We start from the raw sequence: 21,869 nt of genomic DNA on the forward strand, positions 1-21,869 counted from the left end.
AATTATTAAGATTTTAATATATATATACAATGTCATCAAACAAAAAATACTGGAAAAGTGTTGAGGAACTAGAAAATGGTTCTATTGTTGAGGCGCTTAGAAATAACGAATTTGTTGAAGAGATTCCTACAGATGAATTTTTAGCAAATGCTGATTCAATGTCATCTTCTTCGACTTCAAGACGTGATTTTCTAAAGTACGTTGGGTTTAGTACTGCGGCTGCTACACTTGCAGCATGTGAGGGACCTGTTCATAAGTCAATTCCTTATGTATTACAGCCAGAACAAATCATTCCGGGAGTAGCTGATTATTATGCGACTTCTGTATTTGACGGATTTGATTTTGCAAATCTACTTGTTAAAACACGTGAAGGGCGTCCTATTAAAATAGAAAACAATACTATTGTAGGAGCTAAATTTGCTGCAAATGCTAGAATTCATGCCTCAATATTGTCATTGTATGATAGTATGCGTTTGAAATCTCCAAAAATTGAATCGAAAGATTCTTCTTGGTCAGTAGTTGATTCTAAAATTAAATCAAGTATTGCAGATGCGAAAGCAAAAGGCGGACAAGTAGTTTTATTAACAAATACTTTAGCGAGTCCATCTACTGAGAAATTAATTGCTGATTTTATTGCAGCAAACCCAAATGCAAAACATGTAGTTTATGATGCGGTTTCTTCATCAGCAGCTTTAGATGCATTTGAATCAGTTTATGGAGAAAGAGCTTTAGTTGATTATGATTTTTCAAAAGCATCTCTTATCGTTTCTGTTGGAGCTGATTTCTTAGGAGACTGGCAAGGTGGAGGATATGATACAGGATATGTACAAGGTAGAATTCCAAGAAATGGAAAGATGTCTCGTCATTTCCAGTTAGAAGCTAATATGACATTGTCTGGTGCTGCTGCTGATAAGCGTTTGCCAATGACGGTTGCAAATCAAAAACAAGCATTAGTTCATATATATAATGTAGTAACAGGTTCTGCTGTTGCTGTAAACTTAGCTCCTGAATTAAAAGCAGAAGTTACTAAAGCGGCTCAACAATTAAAAGCGGCTGGTTCAAAAGGACTTTTAGTTTCTGGTATTCAGGATAAAAATGCACAATTATTAGTTTTAGCAATCAACCAGGTTTTAGCTAGTGAAGCTTTTACAACTGTTGGTGTTAGAGAAATAAGAAAAGGATCTGACGAAAAAGTTGCTCAGTTAGTTAATGATATGAAAGCAGGTAGCGTTCACACTTTAATTATGAGTGGTGTTAATCCAGTATATACTTTGGCTGATTCAGCATCTTTTGTTGAAGGTCTTAAAAAAGTAAAAACATCTGTTGCTTTATCTTTGAAAGAAGATGAAACTGCACTTGCTTCTACAATTGCTGCTCCGGTAGCACACTACTTAGAGTCTTGGGGAGATTTAGTTTTAACTAAAGGAACTTATAGTTTAACACAACCAACGATTCGTCCATTATTCGATACAAAACAATTTCAAGATGTTTTAATGTCAGTTAATGGTCTTACAGGAACTTATTACGATTATTTGAAAGCTTATTCATCATCATTTATTGCTGGTTCAACTTGGAACAAAGTATTGCATGACGGTGTATTTGTTGGAGCGCCTCAGGCTTTATCTGGAGGTACTGCTGATTATGCTAGTGCAGCTAATGCATTGTCAAAATCTAAAGCTGCTGAAGGATTAGAGTTAGTGTTATACACTAAAACTGGTTTAGGTGATGGTCAACAGGCAAATAACCCTTGGTTACAAGAATTCCCGGATCCAATTACAAGAGTTTCTTGGGATAACTACGTAACTGTTTCTAATGCTGATGCTAAAACATTAGGTTTATCTAATGAAATTGTTGCTAATGGAGGTTTGAATGGTAGTTATGCTACAATCACAACTGCTGATGGAACTAAATTAGAGAATGTACCAGTTATTGTTCAGCCAGGTCAGGCAGTAGGAACTGTAGGTTTAGCTGTAGGTTACGGACGTAAAGCTGCCTTAAAAGAAGAAATGCAGGTAGGTGTTAATGCTTACGCTTTATATAAAGGTTTCAAAGATGTTCAGTCAGTAACATTAGTTGAGGCTGGAGGAGAACATGAGTTTGCTTGTGTTCAAGGTCAAAAAACTTTAATGGGTAGAGGAGATATTATTAAAGAAACTTCTTTAGAAATCTTCAATACCAAAGATGCTAAAATTTGGAACGAAACTCCAAAAGTATCTTTAGATCACAAAGAGGTTGAAGCTACTTCTGTAGATTTATGGGAATCTTTTGATCGTTCAGTAGGACACCACTTTAATCTTTCTATTGACTTAAACGCTTGTACTGGTTGTGGAGCTTGTGTTATTGCTTGTCACGCAGAAAACAATGTACCGGTTGTAGGTAAAGCTGAAGTTAGAAGAAGTCGTGATATGCACTGGTTGCGTATTGACAGATATTATTCTTCTGAAGAAACTTTTGTAGGTGATAATGAAAGAAAAGAAGGAATTGCAGGTTTATCTAGTTCGCTTTCTACATTTAATGAAATGGAAATAGCTTCTGATAATCCACAGGTTTCTTTCCAACCAGTAATGTGTCAGCATTGTAATCATGCACCTTGTGAAACTGTTTGTCCGGTTGCTGCAACTTCTCACGGTCGTCAAGGTCAAAACCATATGGCATACAACAGATGTGTTGGTACTCGTTACTGTGCTAACAACTGTCCTTATAAAGTACGTCGTTTTAACTGGTTCTTGTATAACAAAAACAGTGAATTCGATTACCACATGAATGATGATTTAGGACGTATGGTGTTAAACCCAGACGTAAACGTTCGTTCTCGTGGAGTTATGGAAAAATGTTCTTTCTGTATCCAAAGTACTCAAGCTGTTATCCTTGAAGCAAAACGTCAAGGTAGAGAAGTGGCAAAAGATGAGTTTAACAATGCTTGTGCATGTTCAGCTGCTTGTTCTTCTGGAGCTATGGTATTTGGAGATGTTAATGATAAAGAAAGTGAGGTTGCTAAACTTGCTGAAAGTGAAAGAATGTATCACTTATTAGAGCACGTAGGTACAAAACCAAACGTTTTCTATCACGTAAAAGTTAGAAACACTTAAGAAATAATTTTAAAATCAATATAAAGGAATATGTCTCATATATACGACTCTAGTATTAGAAAGCCTTTAGTTATAGGTGATAAAACATATCACGATGTAACAATAGATGTAGCAGCACCTGTTGAGGGTGAGGCTAATAAACACTGGTGGATTGTTTTTACAATCGCTTTAGCCGCTTTCCTTTGGGGAATAGGATGTATAGTTTACACAGTATCTACAGGTATTGGTACATGGGGATTAAATAAAACCGTTGGTTGGGCTTGGGATATCACAAACTTCGTTTGGTGGGTTGGTATCGGTCACGCTGGAACCTTAATTTCTGCAGTATTATTGTTATTCCGCCAAAGATGGAGAATGGCAATTAACCGTTCGGCAGAAGCAATGACAATTTTCTCGGTAGTACAAGCTGGTTTGTTTCCGATTATTCACATGGGACGTCCTTGGTTAGCTTACTGGGTATTACCAATTCCGAATCAATTTGGTTCATTATGGGTTAACTTTAACTCACCATTACTTTGGGACGTATTTGCAATCTCAACTTATTTATCAGTATCGTTAGTTTTCTGGTGGACTGGTTTATTACCTGACTTTGCAATGCTTAGAGATAGAGCAATTACACCATTTAATAAAAGAGTTTACTCTATCTTAAGCTTTGGATGGAGTGGTAGAGTAAAAGACTGGCAGCGTTTTGAAGAAGTATCTTTGGTACTTGCTGGTTTAGCAACTCCTCTTGTACTTTCTGTACACACTATTGTATCTATGGACTTTGCTACTTCGGTAATTCCTGGATGGCATACTACAATTTTCCCTCCTTACTTCGTTGCTGGAGCGGTATTCTCAGGATTTGCGATGGTAAATACTTTGCTTATCATCATGAGAAAAGTATCTAACTTAGAAGCTTATATTACTTTACAACACATCGAATTAATGAATCTTATCATTATGATTACAGGTTCTATCGTAGGTGTGGCTTATATTACTGAGTTGTTCATCGCTTGGTATTCTGGAGTAGAGTATGAGCAATATGCATTCTTGAACAGAGCTACTGGACCTTACTGGTGGGCTTACTGGTCGATGATGACTTGTAACGTATTTTCTCCACAGTTCATGTGGTTCAAGAAATTAAGAACTAGTATCATGTTTTCTTTCATTATTTCTATTGTTGTAAATATTGGAATGTGGTTTGAGAGATTTGTAATTATTGTAACTTCTCTTCACAGAGATTACTTACCATCTTCTTGGACAATGTTCTCTCCAACATTTGTTGATATTGGAATTTTCATTGGAACAATAGGTTTCTTCTTTGTATTATTTTTATTGTACTCTAGAACTTTCCCTGTAATTGCACAGGCAGAGGTTAAAACAATATTAAAAGCAACAGGAGACAATTACATAAGAGAAAGAGAAGCACATAAAGATTCACACCATGAGTAGTAATAAAGTAATATACGCCATTTATAATGACGATGATGTATTGATGCATGCTGTAAAAACAACAAGAGCTGCACATCATCATATTGAAGAAGTTTTTACTCCATTCCCTGTACACGGTTTGGATAAAGCAATGGGAATAGCTCCATCAAGATTAGCAATTTGTGCCTTTTTGTATGGTTGTGTTGGTATTTCTTTTGCAACTTTCATGATGAGTTATATCATGATTCATGATTGGCCTCAGGACATTGGAGGTAAACCAAGTTTTAGTTTTATTCAAAATATGCCTTCTTTTGTGCCTATTATGTTTGAGATGACAGTATTTTTTGCTGCCCACTTAATGGTTATTACTTTTTATATGAGAAGTAAATTATGGCCTTTTAAAGAAGCTGAAAATCCGGATGTTAGAACTACAGATGATCATTTCTTAATGGAAGTAGCTGTTAAGGATAACGAAGAAGAATTAGTTTCTTTTTTCAAAAATACAGGCGCTGTAGAAGTTAAAGTAATAGAAAAGAATTAATTTAGATATGAAAAGGGTATATAAAATAACACTATTGTTAGGCATAACTATGTTAGTAGCTTCATGTCATAATGATAAAGCGCCGAATTATCAGTATTTTCCAAATATGTATGAGTCAGTAGGCTATGAAACTTATTCAGAATCTAAAGCTTTTGCAAATGGTCAAGAAGGTCAGCTTCCTGCAAAAGGTAGTATTAATAGAGGTTTTGAACCTTATGAATATGAAAATTCTACAGCAGGATATGAGTTAGCAAAAGCTAATTTAAAGTCACCACTTGATTCATTAGACAGAAATTCTGGAAAAGGAAAAGAACTTTACGAAATCTATTGCATTAGCTGTCACGGTGCATCTGGTAATGGTAAAGGAAAATTAGTTGAAAGAGAAAAGTTTCTTGGAGTTCCTAGTTATAAAGATAGAGAAATCACTGAAGGAAGTATTTTTCACGTTGAGACGTATGGTTTAAATGCGATGGGTTCTCATGCAAATCAATTAAGTGTTCATGAGCGTTGGTTAGTTGCTGACTACGTTCTAAAACTTAGAAGCCAATTATAATTGTTGAACAAACTGATCGTAATAGATATGTATACATTTTCAAGTAAATTAAAAACTTTTTCTTTTATCTTAATGGCCGTTGGTATATTAGGAATAGGTTATGGTTTTTTAAACGCACCTAAAGATATTCATGAAGTTGAGAGTATTCTTTCTGCATCATCTCATGGTGGTCACGGAGAGGCAACGCATCATGAAGAAGCTGCGCCTGCTCATGAATCAGAGCACGCAACAACTGCTGAACATGCTGTTGAAGCTAATGCAGAAGCACATGCTGAACATACAGCAGTAACTCCTGCTGGTGAAGCTGTAGCTGATACTCACTCAGGAGATACAATATCAACTGAGGCCGTTGCTGATGCTCATGCAGAAGAAGCTAATGCACATGCAGAACATCCAACAGCAAAACATGCTGATGAAGCTGATGCTCATGCTGAGCATGAAGAGCATTTAACTCACGTTTTACACCAATTGCAAAACAAACCTTGGGCAGCATTATATGTTGCTGGTATCTTCTTTTTGTTAATAACAATGGGAACTTTGGTTTTCTATGCTATTCAACAAGTTGCAGTTGCAGGTTGGTCTCCGGTTTTATTCAGAGTTATGCAAGGTATTACAGCTTACCTTCCTATAGGTTCTGTTATCTTTTTTATAATTTTAGTATTATCTGGTCTTCACTTTAATCACCTTTTCGCATGGATGGCTGAAGGAATTACAGACCCGGCAAGCGAGAACTATGATAAATTAGTTGCTGGTAAAGCTGGTTATTTAAATTTTGGATTTTGGATTGTAAGAGCAGCTATTTTCTTAATTGGGTGGAACTTATACCGTCACTTTTCTAGAAAAAACTGTTTAGCTCAGGATGAGTCTAATGATAATAGTTTTTATAAAAAGAATTTCAATATTTCAGCAGGTTTCTTGGTATTCTTTATCGTTTCTGAGTCTATCATGTCTTGGGATTGGATTATGTCATTTGATCCTCACTGGTTCTCTACATTATTCGGGTGGTATGTATTTGCAAGTTTCTTTGTAAGTGGTATCACATTGATTGCTATGGTAACTGTTTATTTAAAATCTAAAGGGTATTTAGAATATGTTAATAACAGTCATATCCATGACTTAGCTAAATTCATGTTTGGTATCAGTATCTTTTGGACTTACTTATGGTTCTCTCAATTTATGTTAATTTGGTATGCTAATATTCCTGAAGAAATTACATACTTCATTACAAGAATTGAAGTTTATAACTTACCATTCTTTGGAGCAGTAGTTATGAATTTTGTTTTCCCATTGTTGATTCTTTTAAATACAGATTTCAAAAGACTTTCATGGGTAATTGTAATGGCTGGAACAGTTATTTTATTAGGTCACTATGTTGATTTCTTTAACATGATTATGCCTGCTACTGTTGGTGATCAATGGTTTATCGGTATTCCTGAAATCTCATCAGTTCTTTTCTTCCTTGGATTATTTGTTTTCACTGTATTTACAGCTTTGACTAAAGTTCCTTTATTAGCAAAAAGAAATCCTTATATCGAAGAAAGTAAACATTTTCATTATTAATTTTTAAAGAGATAAACAGATGACAAGTTTGTTGGTAATTATAGTTTTAGTTTTATTAGCTGTTGCTTTATGGCAATTGACTAAAATATTTGACCTTACTCAAGTAGGTTCTACATCTGATAGCTCTCAAGTGGCTAATGATAAAGACAACCACTTACAAGGGTATTTGATGTTTGGTTTTTTAGCTTTCTTATATATATTTACAATATATGGTTTGATTGCCTGGGGTAATTTGCCTCTTCATACTCCTGCTTCTGAGCACGGAGGTCAAGTAGATCACTTGATGAATATTACTTGGGTTTTAATTTTTATTGTTCAGGCAATTACTCAGGTTTTATTGTATTATTTTGCTTTTAAATATAAAGGTAAAGAAGGTCAAAAAGCATTATATTTTGCTGATAATAATAAATTAGAGGCTTTATGGAGTATTATTCCTGCAGTAGTTTTAGCTGGTTTAATTCTTTACGGATTGTACGCTTGGACTAATATTATGTTTGTTGATGAAGACGAAGATACTATTGTAGTAGAAGTTTACGCTCAACAATTTAAATGGACTGCAAGATACGCCGGAGCAGATAACGTATTAGGGAAAGCTAATGTTCGTTATATTGAAGGTGTAAATACATTAGGAGTAGATTTATCTGATCCAAATGCTCAGGATGATATTGTTGTTAGTGAATTACATATCCCTAAAGGAAAGAAAGTTCATTTTAAATTCCGTTCTCAGGACGTTTTACACTCGGCTTATTTTCCACACTTTAGAGCTCAGATGAACTGTGTTCCTGGTATGGTTACTGAGTTTGCTTTTACTCCAACTTATACAACGGCTGAGTACAGAGACTTGCCTTATATGATTGAGAAAGTTTCTCATATCAATGATTTAAGAGCTAAGAAAAGCGCTGAATTAATCGCTAAAGGGCAACCAGGTTTAGATCCTTATGCTTTTGACTATTTGTTACTTTGTAATAAAATTTGTGGAGCTTCTCACTATAACATGCAAATGAAAGTTATTGTAGATTCTCCAGAAGATTATAAAAAATGGTTAGCTAATCAGGAATCACTTGTTAAGCAGGTAAAAGCATCTTTAGAACAACCGGCAGAAGGTGCAGCAGCAACTGAAGGTGAAGTTAAAAAAGATACAGTAGCAGCAGCTGATACAGTTGCTGTAGCTGTGAAATAATTTAATTTATTAAGAAAATTTAAAGTATAATATATGTCAGCAGAAGGTCACGATCACGCTCACGATCACGAACACGAACACCACCATAAAGAGACATTCATTACTAAATATATTTTTAGTCTTGATCATAAAATGATTGCTAAACAATACCTTATTACAGGTATTATTATGGGAGTTATTGGTATCAGTATGTCTTTGCTTTTTAGAATGCAATTAGCATGGCCAGAAGAGTCTTTTAAAATCTTCAATGTTTTATTAGGTGATAAATTTGCTCCGGAAGGTGTAATGGCTAATGATGTTTATCTTGCATTAGTGACAATCCATGGTACTATCATGGTATTCTTTGTACTTACGGCTGGATTGAGTGGTACTTTTAGTAACTTACTTATTCCGCTTCAAATTGGTGCACGAGATATGGCTTCAGGATTTATGAATATGATATCATATTGGTTATTCTTCCTGTCTGCTGTAATTATGTTAGCTTCATTATTTGTAGAATCAGGACCAGCTTCTGCAGGTTGGACAATTTATCCTCCATTAAGTGCCTTGCCACAAGCGATTCCAGGATCTGGAACAGGTATGACACTTTGGTTAGTATCAATGGCTATATTTATCGCATCTTCATTAATGGGATCTTTAAATTATATTGTTACTGTTATCAATTTAAGAACTAAAGGAATGTCTATGACAAGACTTCCTCTTACAATATGGACATTTTTTGTAACTGCTATTATTGGAGTTATTTCGTTCCCGGTTTTATTATCAGCAGCTTTATTATTGATTTTCGATAGAAGTTTTGGAACATCATTCTTCTTGTCTGATATTTATATCGCTGGAGAAGTTTTACATTACCAAGGTGGTTCTCCAGTATTGTTTGAGCACTTATTCTGGTTCTTAGGACACCCTGAAGTTTACATCGTAATCTTACCTGCAATGGGACTTGTTTCTGAGATTATGGCAACAAACTCTCGTAAACCTATCTTTGGTTACAGAGCGATGATTATGTCAGTTCTTGCAATTGCATTTTTATCTACAATTGTTTGGGGTCACCACATGTTTATTTCAGGTATGAATCCATTCTTAGGTTCTGTATTTACATTTACTACTTTATTGATTGCAATTCCATCTGCTGTAAAAGCATTCAACTGGATTACAACTTTATGGAAAGGTAACTTACAATTAAATCCTGCAATGTTATTCTCTATCGGGATGGTTTCAACTTTCATTACTGGAGGTTTAACAGGAATCATTTTAGGAGATAGTACATTAGATATTAACGTTCACGATACTTATTTTGTAATTGCTCACTTTCACTTAGTAATGGGTATCTCTGCGCTTTACGGGATGTTTGCTGGTATCTACCACTGGTTCCCTAAAATGTTCGGTAGAATGTTGAATAAAAACTTAGGTTATATCCACTTCTGGATTACTGCAGTTTGTGCTTATGGAGTTTTCTTTCCAATGCACTTTATCGGATTAGCAGGTTTGCCAAGACGTTATTATACAAATACTAACTTCCCATTATTTGATGATTTACAAAACGTAAACGTATTGATTACTGTTTTTGCATTAGTAGGTGGAGTTTTCCAATTAGTATTCTTATACAACTTCTTTAGTAGTATTTTCTACGGTAAGAAAGCTGAGCAAAATCCTTGGAAATCTACAACATTAGAGTGGACAACTCCAGTAGAACACATCCACGGAAACTGGCCAGGTGAAATTCCTGAAGTACACCGTTGGGCTTACGATTACAGTAACCCAGAGCACGATGTTGATTTTGTACCTCAAACGGTTCCAATGAAACCAGGTGAATCAGTTTTACATCACTAAAAATAATATAAAGACTGTCTGAAAAGGCAGTCTTTATTGTTTTATAAAATAAAAGTTCCAAATCTCAAATTCTAAATTCTAAAAAGACAGTGGCTCTTTTAGAATTTGGAATTTGAGATTTTTTATTTGGAATTTAACTGTTTATCTTTGTTCAATGAATGAAAATTTAGACCCAACAAACAAAGGATATAATCCTGAAGAACTAGATCTCGAAAAGAGGTTAAGACCACTTAGTTTTGATGATTTTGCAGGTCAGGATCAGGTATTAGAAAATCTAAAGGTTTTTGTTGCTGCAGCTAATCAGCGTAATGAAGCTCTAGATCATGCTTTGTTTCATGGACCTCCGGGACTTGGTAAAACTACTTTGGCTAATATTTTGGCAAATGAACTTCAGGTTGGTATTAGAATTACTTCGGGACCTGTATTAGATAAACCAGGTGATCTAGCTGGTTTGTTGACAAATCTTGAAGAAAGAGACGTTTTGTTTATTGATGAAATTCATCGTTTAAGTCCTGTTGTCGAAGAATATTTATATTCGGCAATGGAGGATTTTAAGATAGATATTATGATTGAATCGGGACCCAACGCAAGAACGGTTCAGATTAATTTGAATCCGTTTACATTAATTGGTGCAACCACCCGTTCGGGACTTTTAACGGCGCCTATGCGTGCTCGTTTTGGTATTTCATCAAGATTACAATATTACACTGTTGAATTATTGACGACTATTGTACAGCGAAGTGCTTCTATTTTAAAAATGCCAATTTCTATGGAAGCTGCTATCGAAATTGCAGGGAGAAGCCGTGGTACACCTAGAATTGCTAATGCATTGTTGCGAAGAGTTCGTGATTTTGCCCAAATAAAAGGAAACGGAACTATAGATATCGAAATTTCGAAATATGCTTTGCAAGCGCTGAATGTTGATGCGCATGGATTAGATGAAATGGATAATAAAATCCTCAATACTATTATTGATAAATTTAAAGGTGGTCCTGTAGGTTTGAGTACTTTGGCAACAGCCGTTTCAGAAAGTAGCGAAACTATCGAAGAGGTGTATGAGCCATTTTTAATTCAGGAAGGATTTATTATGCGTACTCCGCGAGGTCGTGAAGTCACTGATAAAGCGTATAAACACTTGGGGAAAGTTAGAAATAATATTCAAGGCGGACTATTTTAAAGTTATGAGTTGTGGGTTATGCGTTGTGAGTTTAAAACTTACAACAGCCCATAACACATAACAGATAACACATAACAGATAATTCATCGACAATAAATCAAAATACACGCAGTTCATAAAATCTGAAGCCAAACGCCTCGGATTTTTGTCTTGTGGTATATCTAAAGCAGGTTTTTTAGAAGAAGAAGCACCTAGATTAGAGAATTGGTTGAACAAAAATCTCAATGGCAAAATGAGTTATATGGAGAATCATTTTGACAAACGACTAAATCCTACTTTGTTGGTTGATGATGCTAAAAGTGTAGTGTCGTTATTATTGAATTATTATCCGGAAAAAGAACAAATTCAGGATTCCTATAAAATTTCGAAATATGCTTATGGTCAGGATTATCATTTTGTAATAAAAGAAAAATTAAAGGAATTACTTTATTCTATTCAGGAAAATATAGGTGAAGTTTCAGGTAGGGTTTTTGTGGATTCTGCGCCGGTTTTAGATAAAGCCTGGGCTGCTAAAAGTGGTTTGGGCTGGATAGGAAAAAATAGTAATCTGTTGACCCAAAAAGTTGGTTCTTTTTACTTTATTGCCGAATTGATTATTGATCTGGATTTAGAATACGATCATGCTGTTTCAGATCATTGCGGAAGTTGTACTGCCTGTATCGACGCCTGTCCTACACAAGCAATTATTGCTCCTTACATTGTAGATGGAAGTAAATGTATTTCATACTTTACAATTGAACTCAAAGAAAATATTCCTAACGAAATGAAAGGTCATTTTGATGACTGGGTTTTTGGGTGTGATACTTGTCAGGATGTTTGTCCGTGGAACCGATTTTCGAAAAGTCATAACGAACCTTTGTTTAATCCTAATCCAGCTTTACTTTCGATGACAAAAAAGGATTGGGAAGAAATGACTCAAGAAACATTTAAAATCGTTTTTAAAGATTCGCCGGTAAAACGGACTAAATTTCAGGGTTTGACTAGAAATGTTGATTTTTTGAAATAATAATAAATTGGTTTTCAGTGCTTTTTGGTGATTTTTTTTTATATTTATAGTTCTTAAAAATTCTCAATTATGACTGTAAATCAAATATTAAGTACGAAAGGGAATACGGTGTATTCCATTGTTTCTACAATTAGTGTATATGACGCTATTAAAGAAATGGGTGAGAAAAATGTTGGAGCCATTTTAGTTATTGAAGAAAATCAGTTAAAAGGTATTTTGTCTGAGAGGGATTATGCCCGCAAAATTATCCTTAAGGGTAAATCGTCTAAAAATACTTTGGTTAACGAAATTATGGTAAGCAAAGTAATTACAGTTTTGCCTTCGGACGATTTAGATTATTGTATGGAATTGATGATTTCAAGAAGAATCCGACACCTGCCTGTGGTTGAAAATGATAAAGTAATTGGAATTATTTCTATTGGCGATGTTGTTAAATCGATTATCGAAAAACAAAAAGAAACGATTCAACTTTTGGATTCTTACATCAACGGAACACAATCTTAAATTTTATTTATAAACGATATACTCAGGCTGCAAATTCTTTGCGGCTTTTTTTATGCAATTAATTGTCAGTTAGTATAAAAGTTTTATGAAAATGTTAACTTTTTAAGTTAAGTCTTCTATCTTTGTATATAAGATAAAACTGCTATTACCATTGTAGGTGTTTGAGAAAGAAAGATTAGTAAAAGCATTTTAGATAAAGAAAAATTTATACAAAAACACTAGATGATTGCACATTTACAGGGGAAGCTGGTTGAAAAGTCACCAACACAGCTTGTTATAGATTGTGGTGGCGTAGGCTATGATGTTCATATTTCATTGCATACTTATTCGATGCTTCCTAATACTGATTTTATAAAAGTCTTTACTCATCTTCAAATAAAGGAAGATGCGCATACTATATTTGGTTTTTTCGAAAAATCAGAAAGAGAAATTTTTAAATTATTGATTTCGGTTTCAGGAATAGGGGCTGGAATTGCACGTACTATGTTATCATCGTTAGAACCAAAGCAAATTACTAATGCTATTGCTTCGGGAGATGTGGGTACAATTCAGTCTATTAAAGGCATTGGAAGCAAAACGGCACAAAGAGTAATTCTGGATCTTAAAGATAAAATGTTAAAATTGTACGATTTAGACGAAGTTTCTATTTCGCAAAGCAATACAAATAGAGATGAGGCGTTATCTGCATTAGAAGTTTTAGGATTTGTTAAAAAAGCTTCTGAAAAAGTGATTGATAGAATTGTAAAACAGGATCCAGATGCTTCTGTAGAATCCATTATTAAGCAAGCTTTAAAAAGCTTATAAAAGCACAGAAAAACCAATTGTATGCATAAAATTTGTATTGTTTTGGCATTTTTATTTTGTGGTTTTGTATCATTGGCACAAGTAAATGAAGCGGTTCAGGATACAACTAAAAAAGGATATTCTTTAGGAAAAGTTGAAATAAAAAATCCTAAGAGTATTTCATCTGCTTATACTTATGATCCTAAAACGGATCGCTATATTTATACGAATTCTGTTGACGGATTTTCGATTAAATATCCTGTTATTCTAACTCCAAAAGAATATGAAAACCTTGTTTTGAAAGAATCAATGAAAGATTATTTCAAAAAGAAATCAGATGCAATTGACGGAAAAAAACAAGGAAGTGAAGAAGCTAAAAAAGATTTATTGCCTCGTTATTATGTAAATTCAGGTTTGTTTGAATCTATTTTTGGAAGTAATACCATCGATGTAAGACCAACCGGTTCGGTAGAAATGGATATGGGAGTTCGTTTTACAAGACAAGATAATCCTGCGTTTTCACCGCGAAACCGATCTAATTTAGCTTTTGATTTTGACCAAAGAATCAGCATGAGTCTGATGGGGAAAGTGGGGACAAGATTAAATGTTAATGCTAATTACGATACACAGTCTACTTTTGCTTTTCAAAATTTACTAAAATTAGAATATGCTCCCACTGAGGATGATATTATCCAGAAGATTGAAGTAGGAAATGTGAGCATGCCTTTAAATAGTTCGCTAATAAGAGGAGCACAGAGTTTGTTTGGTGTTAAAGCACAATTACAGTTTGGTAAAACAACGGTTACCGGAGTTTATTCGGAGCAAAAATCACAGACAAAAACTGTAGTTTCTCAGGGCGGAGGAACGCTACAGGATTATGACATTTTTGCATTAGATTATGATACTGACAGGCACTTCTTTTTATCTCAATATTTTAGAAACAGATACGATATTGCATTAAGAAATTATCCATTTATTGATAGCCGTGTACAAATAACCCGAATCGAAGTTTGGGTAACTAATAAGCAAACGCGTCTTAATACAACTTCAAATAATCTTAGAAATGTTATTGCGCTTCAGGATTTGGGGGAATCTCAATTAACTGGTTTAGCCGATAATGAAGTGGTGGTTTTGAATCCTTCAACAGGAATGTTTAATAAAGCTGCTGATTCTCCTTCGGATAACTCTAACAATAAATTCGATCCGGCACAAATTCAATCGGGTGGTGGATTGTTGAATTCGAATGTTCGTGAAATGGCAACTGCTGCTTCAGGATTTAATAGTACAGTGAGAGAAGGACAGGATTATTCGAAATTGGAAAATGCCAGAAAGCTAACTTCAAATGAATATACTTATCATCCGCAATTAGGTTATATTTCGTTACAGCAAAGATTGTCGAATGATGAAATTTTAGCTGTTTCTTACGAATACACAATAGGTGATCAGGTGTATCAGGTTGGGGAATTTGGTAATGATGGTGTCGATGCAACATTGGTTACCGGAACCCAACAATCAACTCAGGCGGTGGTAACACAAAGTTTGATTTTGAAAATGCTGAAAAGTAATTTGACGAATGTAACTAATCCTGTATGGAACCTGATGATGAAAAATATTTATCAAATTCCGGGTGCTTACCAAATCAAACAGGAAGATTTTAGATTCAATATTCTTTATACTGATCCTTCGCCGTTAAATTATATTACGCCAGTACCTGGAAATGATTTTCCATCGGGTCCATCGGCAGATAATAGAGTTGCCGAAACGCCATTGTTAAATGTTTTTAATTTGGATAAATTAAATTACAATAACGATCGTCAATTGGGTGGAGATGGCTTCTTTGACTTTGTTCCTAATTTAACCGTCGATTCTCAAAACGGACGAATTATTTTTACGACTAAAGAACCTTTTGGAGAATTGTTGTTTACTAAATTATCTAATCCTAACACAACTGAAGATTATGATAATCCTGCAACATATAATGCCAATCAAAGAAAATATGTTTTTGCAAGTATGTATCGTTTAACTCAGGCAAAAGCATTAGAAGATAGTGATAAAAATAAATTCTTATTAAGAGGGAAATACAAATCATCAGCAGGTGACGGAATTCCAATTGGTGCATTCAATGTACCCCAAGGTTCAGTAGTGGTTACTGCCGGGGGAAGAGTATTGGTTGAAGGAGTAGATTACAGTGTAAATTATCAATTAGGAAGAGTTCAAATTTTAGATCCTTCATTGCAGGCATCAAATACACCAATTAATGTTTCTCTTGAAAACAATTCCATTTTTGGACAACAAACCCGAAGATTTATGGGAGTGAATGTAGAGCATAAATTTTCGGAGAACTTTACTTTAGGTGGAACTTTCTTAAAGATGACCGAAAGACCATTTACTCAAAAATCAAGTTATGGGCAGGAATCAGTAAACAATACTATTTTTGGATTTAATACTAATTTCTCTACTGAGGTTCCGTTTTTTACAAGGTTAGTCAATATGCTTCCTAATATTGATACTGATGTTCCTTCAAATTTATCCGTAAGAGGAGAAATAGCATTTTTAAAACCTGATACACCAAAATTTGATCAATTTCAAGGGGAGTCTACTCTTTATGTAGATGATTTTGAAGGTTCGCAATCTACAATTGATATGCGTTCGGCTTATGCATGGAGTCTGGCTTCGACTCCAACAAACAAAGATGCTGAAAAACCAACAACTTATGAGTTCAATGCAAATGCTGATGATTTGACGTATGGTTATAAAAGAGGAAAATTAGCATGGTATACTATTGATCCTATTTTTTATGTTCAAAAACCATCTGGAGTTTCTAATGATGATATTTCGTTAAACTCAACCAGAAGAATTTTCAGCGAAGAATTATATCCTTTAACTGATATTGCACAAGGGCAAACACAGGTAATTAGTACCTTGGATTTAACTTATTTTCCATCCGAAAGAGGTCCTTATAATAACAACCCTAATTTTAATTTAACTCCAAAAGAGAATTTTGGAGGGATTATGCGTTCGTTAAGTTCTACTAATTTCGAACAAGGAAATGTGGAATATATTCAGTTTTGGGTTTTGGATCCTTATGTTGGAAATGGAAGTGCCGCACAAACTAATACAGGTAAAATTTATTTCAACTTAGGAGAAATCTCCGAAGATATTTTGAAAGATGGCCGAAAACAATATGAAAATGGTTTAGGTCCGGATCAGGTAAAAGTGAATCCGCAGCCAATATGGGGAGATGTTCCGGCTTCGCAATCGTTGATATACGCTTTCGATACTGATCCTAATAATAGAAGAAATCAGGATGTAGGTTTAGATGGTTTGCCTAGTAGCGCTGAAGGTGCTGTTTATACTAATTTTGCAAGTGAGCCCGATCCAGCTGCCGATGATTATACTTATTATTTGAATACTTCGGGAGGAATTAAGGAGCGTTATAAAAATTATAATGGAGTAGAAGGAAACTCAGCTGTTGATATTAATGATCCTAATCGTGGTGCAACTACGCTTCCGGATGTTGAGGATATTAATAGGGATAACACCATGAATACGATCAATGCTTATTACGAGTACAGCATTGATATGAGACCTAACATGAAAGAAGGTGAAAACTTTGTAACGGATACCAGAGAAAGACAAGTGACTTTGCCAAATGGCGATGTGACAACGGCGAGATGGATTCAGTTTAAAATTCCGGTTTCTTCGCCTCAAAATACCATTGGTAATATTTCTGATTTTAGATCAATTCGTTTCATGAGAATGTTTATGACAGGATTTGAAGATCAGGTAACGGTGCGTTTTGGAGCATTAGATTTAGTACGTGGCGAATGGAGAAGATATACAAACACCTTAGATCCAACAGATACTAACGTTGATGATGACAATACCGAATTAGATGTTACGGCGGTAAATATTCAGGAGAATAACGAAAAATGTCCTGTGAATTATATTACGCCTCCAGGAGTGCAAAGAGAACAATTGTATAACAACAATACATTGATTAATCAAAACGAACAATCTTTATCGTTAAGAGTTGCCGGAGATGGTTTAGAGCCACTTGATGCCAGAGCTGTATTTAAAAATGTAAGCGTAGATATGCGTCAGTTTAAAAAACTGAAAATGTTTTTACATGCTGAATCTTTACCAGGTGAAATAGGTATTGAGGATGATGAAATGGTAGGTTTCATCCGTTTTGGTAACGACTTTACAGAGAATTTCTATCAGGTAGAAATCCCTTTAAAAGTAACAAAAACTACAGCAGGAAATTGTTCTTATACAGCAGATCAGGTTTGGCCTCAAGCCAATGAAATTGATTTGGCTTTGTCTTTACTGACGAGTTTAAAAATTCAGGCTAAAGGAATTGATCCAACAACATTACCATTAGACGGAATTTATTATAAAGACGAGGATGAACTCGACGGAGGTTTAGCAAGTAAAATAAATAAACTAAGATTAGGGATTAAAGGAAATCCAAACTTTGGAATGGTTCGTACTCTAATGGTCGGAATCAAGAGTAAAGTAACGCATAAGGATATTAAAGGAGAAGTATGGTTTAACGAACTTCGTTTGTCTGAAATGGACAACAAAGGAGGAATGGCAGCGGTGTTAAATGTAGATACAAATTTTGCCGATTTTGCTACTATTTCTGCCACCGGAAAAATGAGTACAGTAGGATTTGGTACTATTGAACAAGGACCAAATGAAAGAAGCAGAGAGGATATTCAGCAATATAATATTGTTACTAATTTGAATTTAGGAAAGTTATTGCCTAATAAATGGGGAATTAATTTACCATTCAATTATAGTGTAGGAGAAGAAACAATTAAGCCGGAATACGATCCTTTTAATCAGGATATTAAATTAAAACAACTTTTAAGTGAAACTGCCGATGCCGATGAAAGAGCTAATTTAAGAAACCGCGCTATAGATTACACTAAGCGAACAAGTATTAACTTTATTGGTGTAAGAAAACAAAGAGGAGCTGAGCAAAAACCACATGTTTATGATCCTGAGAATTTTACTTTTTCGCAATCATTCAATAAGGTAGAACGTCATGATTATGAAATCGAAGATTATTTAGACCAGCAGGCAAATACATCGGTTGATTACGCGTACAGTTTTGATAATAAACCAGTAGAGCCTTTCAAGAAAACGAAATTCATGAAGAAAAGTAGTTACTGGAAGATGTTGAGTGATTTTAATTTTAATTATTTGCCTTCTAATATTACGTTCAATACTAATATTAACAGACAATATAATCGTCAGCAATTTAGACAGGTTGATAATGTTCCTGGTCTCGAACTGGATCCATTGTACCGAAGAAATTTTGGTTTCAATTACAATTATGGTTTCAATTATAATTTGACAAAATCGTTGAAGTTAAATTATACAGCTTCGGCTAATAATTTGGTGAAAAATTATTTAGATCAAGACGATATGCCAATGGAGCATTTTACCATTTGGGATAGTTATTGGGATATTGGTGATCCTAACAGGCATACACAACAACTTGTTGTAAACTACGATATTCCTATCAATAAAATCCCGTTGTTTAGTTTTGTAAAGGCGAATTATTCCTATACAGGAGATTATAGCTGGCAAAAATCAGCGAATGCTTTATCTGAAATTGTAGTCGATGGGACAGGATATAATTTAGGTAATACGGTTCAAAATGCCAGAACGAATGCTTTGAATGCAAGTTTCAATATGGATTTATTGTACAAGTATTTAGGTTTAACCAAAAAGCCAAAAGTTGCCACAAGAACTCCTGTTGCTGCTCCAAAACCTGGACAAAAAATCACGAATACATCGGTGAAACCACAAACAGAATCTAATGTTTTTGTTGATGGTTTAATGGGAGTTTTAACTAGTGTGAAAAATATCCAGATTAATTATACTGAAAACAGCGGAACATTATTACCTGGTTATACTCAAAGTGTTGGGTTTTTAGGTTCTTCAAGACCTTCATTAGGGTTTGTTTTTGGAAGTCAGGATGATGTGCGTTACGAAGCCGCTAAAAATGGCTGGTTGACTAATTATCAGGAATTCAATCAAAATTTTACTCAGGTAACAAACAAAGTATTGCGCGCTACGGCTAACGTAGATTTATTTCCGGATTTGAAAATCGATTTAACAATGGATCGCTCTTTTTCTGAAAATTATTCGGAGCAATATGATGTTTCTGCCAATGGAATGTACAATTCCCGCTCTCCTTATAATTACGGAATGTTTTCGATTTCAACTGTGTTGATTAAAACAGCATTTTCGACAAGTGACGAAACACAATCAGCTGCTTTTGATGATTTTAGAGCTAACAGATTAATTATTGCTAATCGTTTAGCCGAAGATTATTACGGAGCGGGAAATCCAATTCCTAGATACGGAGATGGAGCAAATCCAATCCCGGCAGATCCTGTTGATCCGGCTAATGATCCGGATAAAAAGAAAAGAGAAATTTATACCTCGAATGCAGGTTATCCTATAGGTTTTGGAAAAAACAACCAGTCGGTATTGTTGCCGGCATTTGTGGCGGCTTATACAGGAGCTGATGCTTCGGGTGTTTCTAAAGGAATTTTTAGAAATTTACCTATTCCTAACTGGGCAATTAAGTACAACGGTTTGATGCGTTACGAAATGTTTAAAAAGAATTTCAGACGTTTTTCTTTGCAACACGGTTACAGAGCTTCTTATACAATCAATCAGTTTAGATCTAATTTCGATTACGATAATGATCCGTCAGGAACCGATGATAGCGGAAACTTTTTCAATAAAACACTTGTTTCAAATGTCAATTTAGTGGAGCAGTTTAGTCCTTTGGTTCGAATGGATTTCGAATTAAAAAATTCGTTAAAAGTACTTACTGAGATTAAAAAAGATCGTGCATTGTCAATGAGTTTCGATAATAATTTATTGACCGAAGTAAAAGGAATCGAATACATAGTAGGTTTAGGATATCGCTTTAAGAATGTAATTTTCTCTTCAAGACTGGCCGATAATCCTACGGGAGTGATTAAAGGTGATATTAATATGAAAGCCGATTTGTCATACAGAAACAACCAGACTATTGTACGTTATTTAGATTATGATAACAATCAATTGGCAGGAGGACAAAATTTATGGTCATTAAAAGTAACTGCTGATTATTCGTTTAGTAAAAACCTAACGGCTATTTTCTATTACGATCATTCGTTTTCAAAAGCGGTGATATCAACTTCGTTCCCTATTACTAATATTCGATCAGGATTTACACTTCGATACAATTTTGGGAATTAATTTAGAAAATGGCAACGAGATTTAATTTGAAGATTGTTACATTTGTCAAAAAATAATAATTATCATATTTCAATTACTAATACTATGAGTATACCAGCAAATTTAAAGTACACTAAAGATCACGAATGGGTAAGCCTGGAAGGAGATGTTGCAACAGTAGGAATCACCCATTTTGCACAAAAAGAGTTGGGAGATATCGTTTATGTTGAAGTAGAAACTTTAGATCAAACATTGGATAAAGATGAAGTTTTTGGGACTGTTGAAGCTGTAAAAACGGTTTCTGATTTGTTCTTGCCATTAACCGGAGAAATTATCGAATTCAATACAGGATTAGAAGACGATCCGGAATTAGTAAATACAGATCCTTATGGAGCTGGATGGATGATTAAAATTAAAGTTTCAAATTTGTCTGAATACGATACTTTGTTAACTGCTGATGGCTACAAAGATTTGATAGGTGCTTAAGAAAATTTGTCTGGGAGCAGCTATAGCTTGGGCAGGTGTGATTTTATACTTGTGTCTGATTCGAATAAGTGAGCTTCCCGCAATAACAATTCCCTATTTAGATAAAGCGGTTCATGCTTTTTTCTATTTTGTATTTTGTATTCTTTGGTTTTATGCGCTTCGTTTTAGTTATAGAACGAAAAAAAGAAGCAAAATTTTGTGGATAGTTTTTTTACTGTCTCTTGGTTTTGGGATTACAGTAGAATTATTTCAAAACTACTTTACAATTTACAGAAGTGGAGATGTTTTGGATGTTTTAGCTAATACAAGCGGATCATTATTAGCGATTTTAATGATTACAACCTTAGACAAGAAAGATTTTTTAAGCAAAATCACAATATAAATTAAATCCTGCTTCGGCGGGATTTTTTATTTAAAACTAAATTTCAATAACATTCATAAATTGAGATGGAATCCTCAAATTTAAGTGTATTTTTGTGCAAAACACTACTGTTTA

General features: G+C 34.5%; 14 protein-coding genes. All 14 read left to right on the top strand.

The genetic code is table 11. The annotated features are described in order from the left end of the window. Positions 1 to 29 precede the first annotated feature (29 nt). The 14 genes from FEM21_RS01595 to FEM21_RS01660 all read left to right on the top strand — a co-directional run bounded on the left by FEM21_RS01595 (position 30) and on the right by FEM21_RS01660 (position 21,755). Positions 30 to 3,089: a TAT-variant-translocated molybdopterin oxidoreductase gene (locus FEM21_RS01595; RefSeq protein ID WP_035656958.1), complete on the top strand. Its 3,060-nt coding sequence runs from the start codon at positions 30 to 32 to the stop codon at positions 3,087 to 3,089. A gap of 30 nt (positions 3,090 to 3,119) precedes the next feature. Beyond that, entirely contained in the window at positions 3,120 to 4,523 is a 1,404-nt protein-coding gene (gene nrfD / locus FEM21_RS01600) for an NrfD/PsrC family molybdoenzyme membrane anchor subunit (RefSeq protein ID WP_035656960.1), read from the top strand. Next, the gene (locus FEM21_RS01605) at positions 4,516 to 5,043 is read left to right on the top strand and encodes a DUF3341 domain-containing protein (RefSeq protein ID WP_035656962.1); all 528 of its coding nucleotides are present in this window, start codon (positions 4,516 to 4,518) and stop codon (positions 5,041 to 5,043) included. Before nrfD ends, FEM21_RS01605 begins: the two co-directional genes overlap by 8 nt. Positions 5,044 to 5,050: 7 nt before the next feature. Continuing rightward, a complete protein-coding gene (locus FEM21_RS01610; protein ID WP_035656963.1) occupies positions 5,051 to 5,596 on the top strand; it encodes a c-type cytochrome in 546 nt (181 codons plus the stop codon). Between the two features lie 27 nt (positions 5,597 to 5,623). Next, a complete protein-coding gene (locus FEM21_RS01615) occupies positions 5,624 to 7,156 on the top strand; it encodes a hypothetical protein (RefSeq protein WP_035656965.1) in 1,533 nt (510 codons plus the stop codon). Positions 7,157 to 7,175: 19 nt separating this feature from the next. Then, positions 7,176 to 8,336, top strand: coding sequence for a cytochrome c oxidase subunit II (locus tag FEM21_RS01620; protein ID WP_035656966.1), 1,161 nt, complete (start codon positions 7,176 to 7,178; stop codon positions 8,334 to 8,336). A 33-nt stretch (positions 8,337 to 8,369) separates the two neighbouring features. Continuing rightward, complete coding sequence (locus tag FEM21_RS01625; RefSeq protein ID WP_035656967.1) at positions 8,370 to 10,166, top strand: cytochrome c oxidase subunit I; 1,797 nt, start codon at positions 8,370 to 8,372, stop codon at positions 10,164 to 10,166. Positions 10,167 to 10,320: 154 nt separating this feature from the next. Continuing rightward, on the top strand, positions 10,321 to 11,343 hold the full coding sequence (gene ruvB, locus FEM21_RS01630; protein WP_035656969.1) for a Holliday junction branch migration DNA helicase RuvB: 1,023 nt from the start codon (positions 10,321 to 10,323) through the stop codon (positions 11,341 to 11,343). 85 nt (positions 11,344 to 11,428) lie between these two features. Further along, the gene (queG, locus tag FEM21_RS01635) at positions 11,429 to 12,349 is read left to right on the top strand and encodes a tRNA epoxyqueuosine(34) reductase QueG (RefSeq protein WP_035656971.1); all 921 of its coding nucleotides are present in this window, start codon (positions 11,429 to 11,431) and stop codon (positions 12,347 to 12,349) included. Between the two features lie 69 nt (positions 12,350 to 12,418). Beyond that, positions 12,419 to 12,853, top strand: coding sequence for a CBS domain-containing protein (locus FEM21_RS01640; protein WP_035656972.1), 435 nt, complete (start codon positions 12,419 to 12,421; stop codon positions 12,851 to 12,853). Positions 12,854 to 13,075: 222 nt separating this feature from the next. Then, positions 13,076 to 13,657, top strand: coding sequence for a Holliday junction branch migration protein RuvA (gene ruvA, locus FEM21_RS01645; protein WP_035656973.1), 582 nt, complete (start codon positions 13,076 to 13,078; stop codon positions 13,655 to 13,657). A 21-nt stretch (positions 13,658 to 13,678) separates the two neighbouring features. After that, positions 13,679 to 20,908, top strand: coding sequence for a T9SS outer membrane translocon Sov/SprA (gene sov, locus FEM21_RS01650; protein ID WP_035656975.1), 7,230 nt, complete (start codon positions 13,679 to 13,681; stop codon positions 20,906 to 20,908). A gap of 84 nt (positions 20,909 to 20,992) precedes the next feature. Further along, the gene (gcvH, locus tag FEM21_RS01655) at positions 20,993 to 21,373 is read left to right on the top strand and encodes a glycine cleavage system protein GcvH (protein ID WP_035657137.1); all 381 of its coding nucleotides are present in this window, start codon (positions 20,993 to 20,995) and stop codon (positions 21,371 to 21,373) included. Beyond that, positions 21,366 to 21,755: a VanZ family protein gene (locus FEM21_RS01660; protein WP_051627439.1), complete on the top strand. Its 390-nt coding sequence runs from the start codon at positions 21,366 to 21,368 to the stop codon at positions 21,753 to 21,755. Before gcvH ends, FEM21_RS01660 begins: the two co-directional genes overlap by 8 nt. Positions 21,756 to 21,869: the final 114 nt, after the last annotated feature.

Source organism: Flavobacterium seoulense (assembly GCF_000695795.1).
Classification (GTDB): Bacteria; Bacteroidota; Bacteroidia; order Flavobacteriales; family Flavobacteriaceae; genus Flavobacterium; species Flavobacterium seoulense.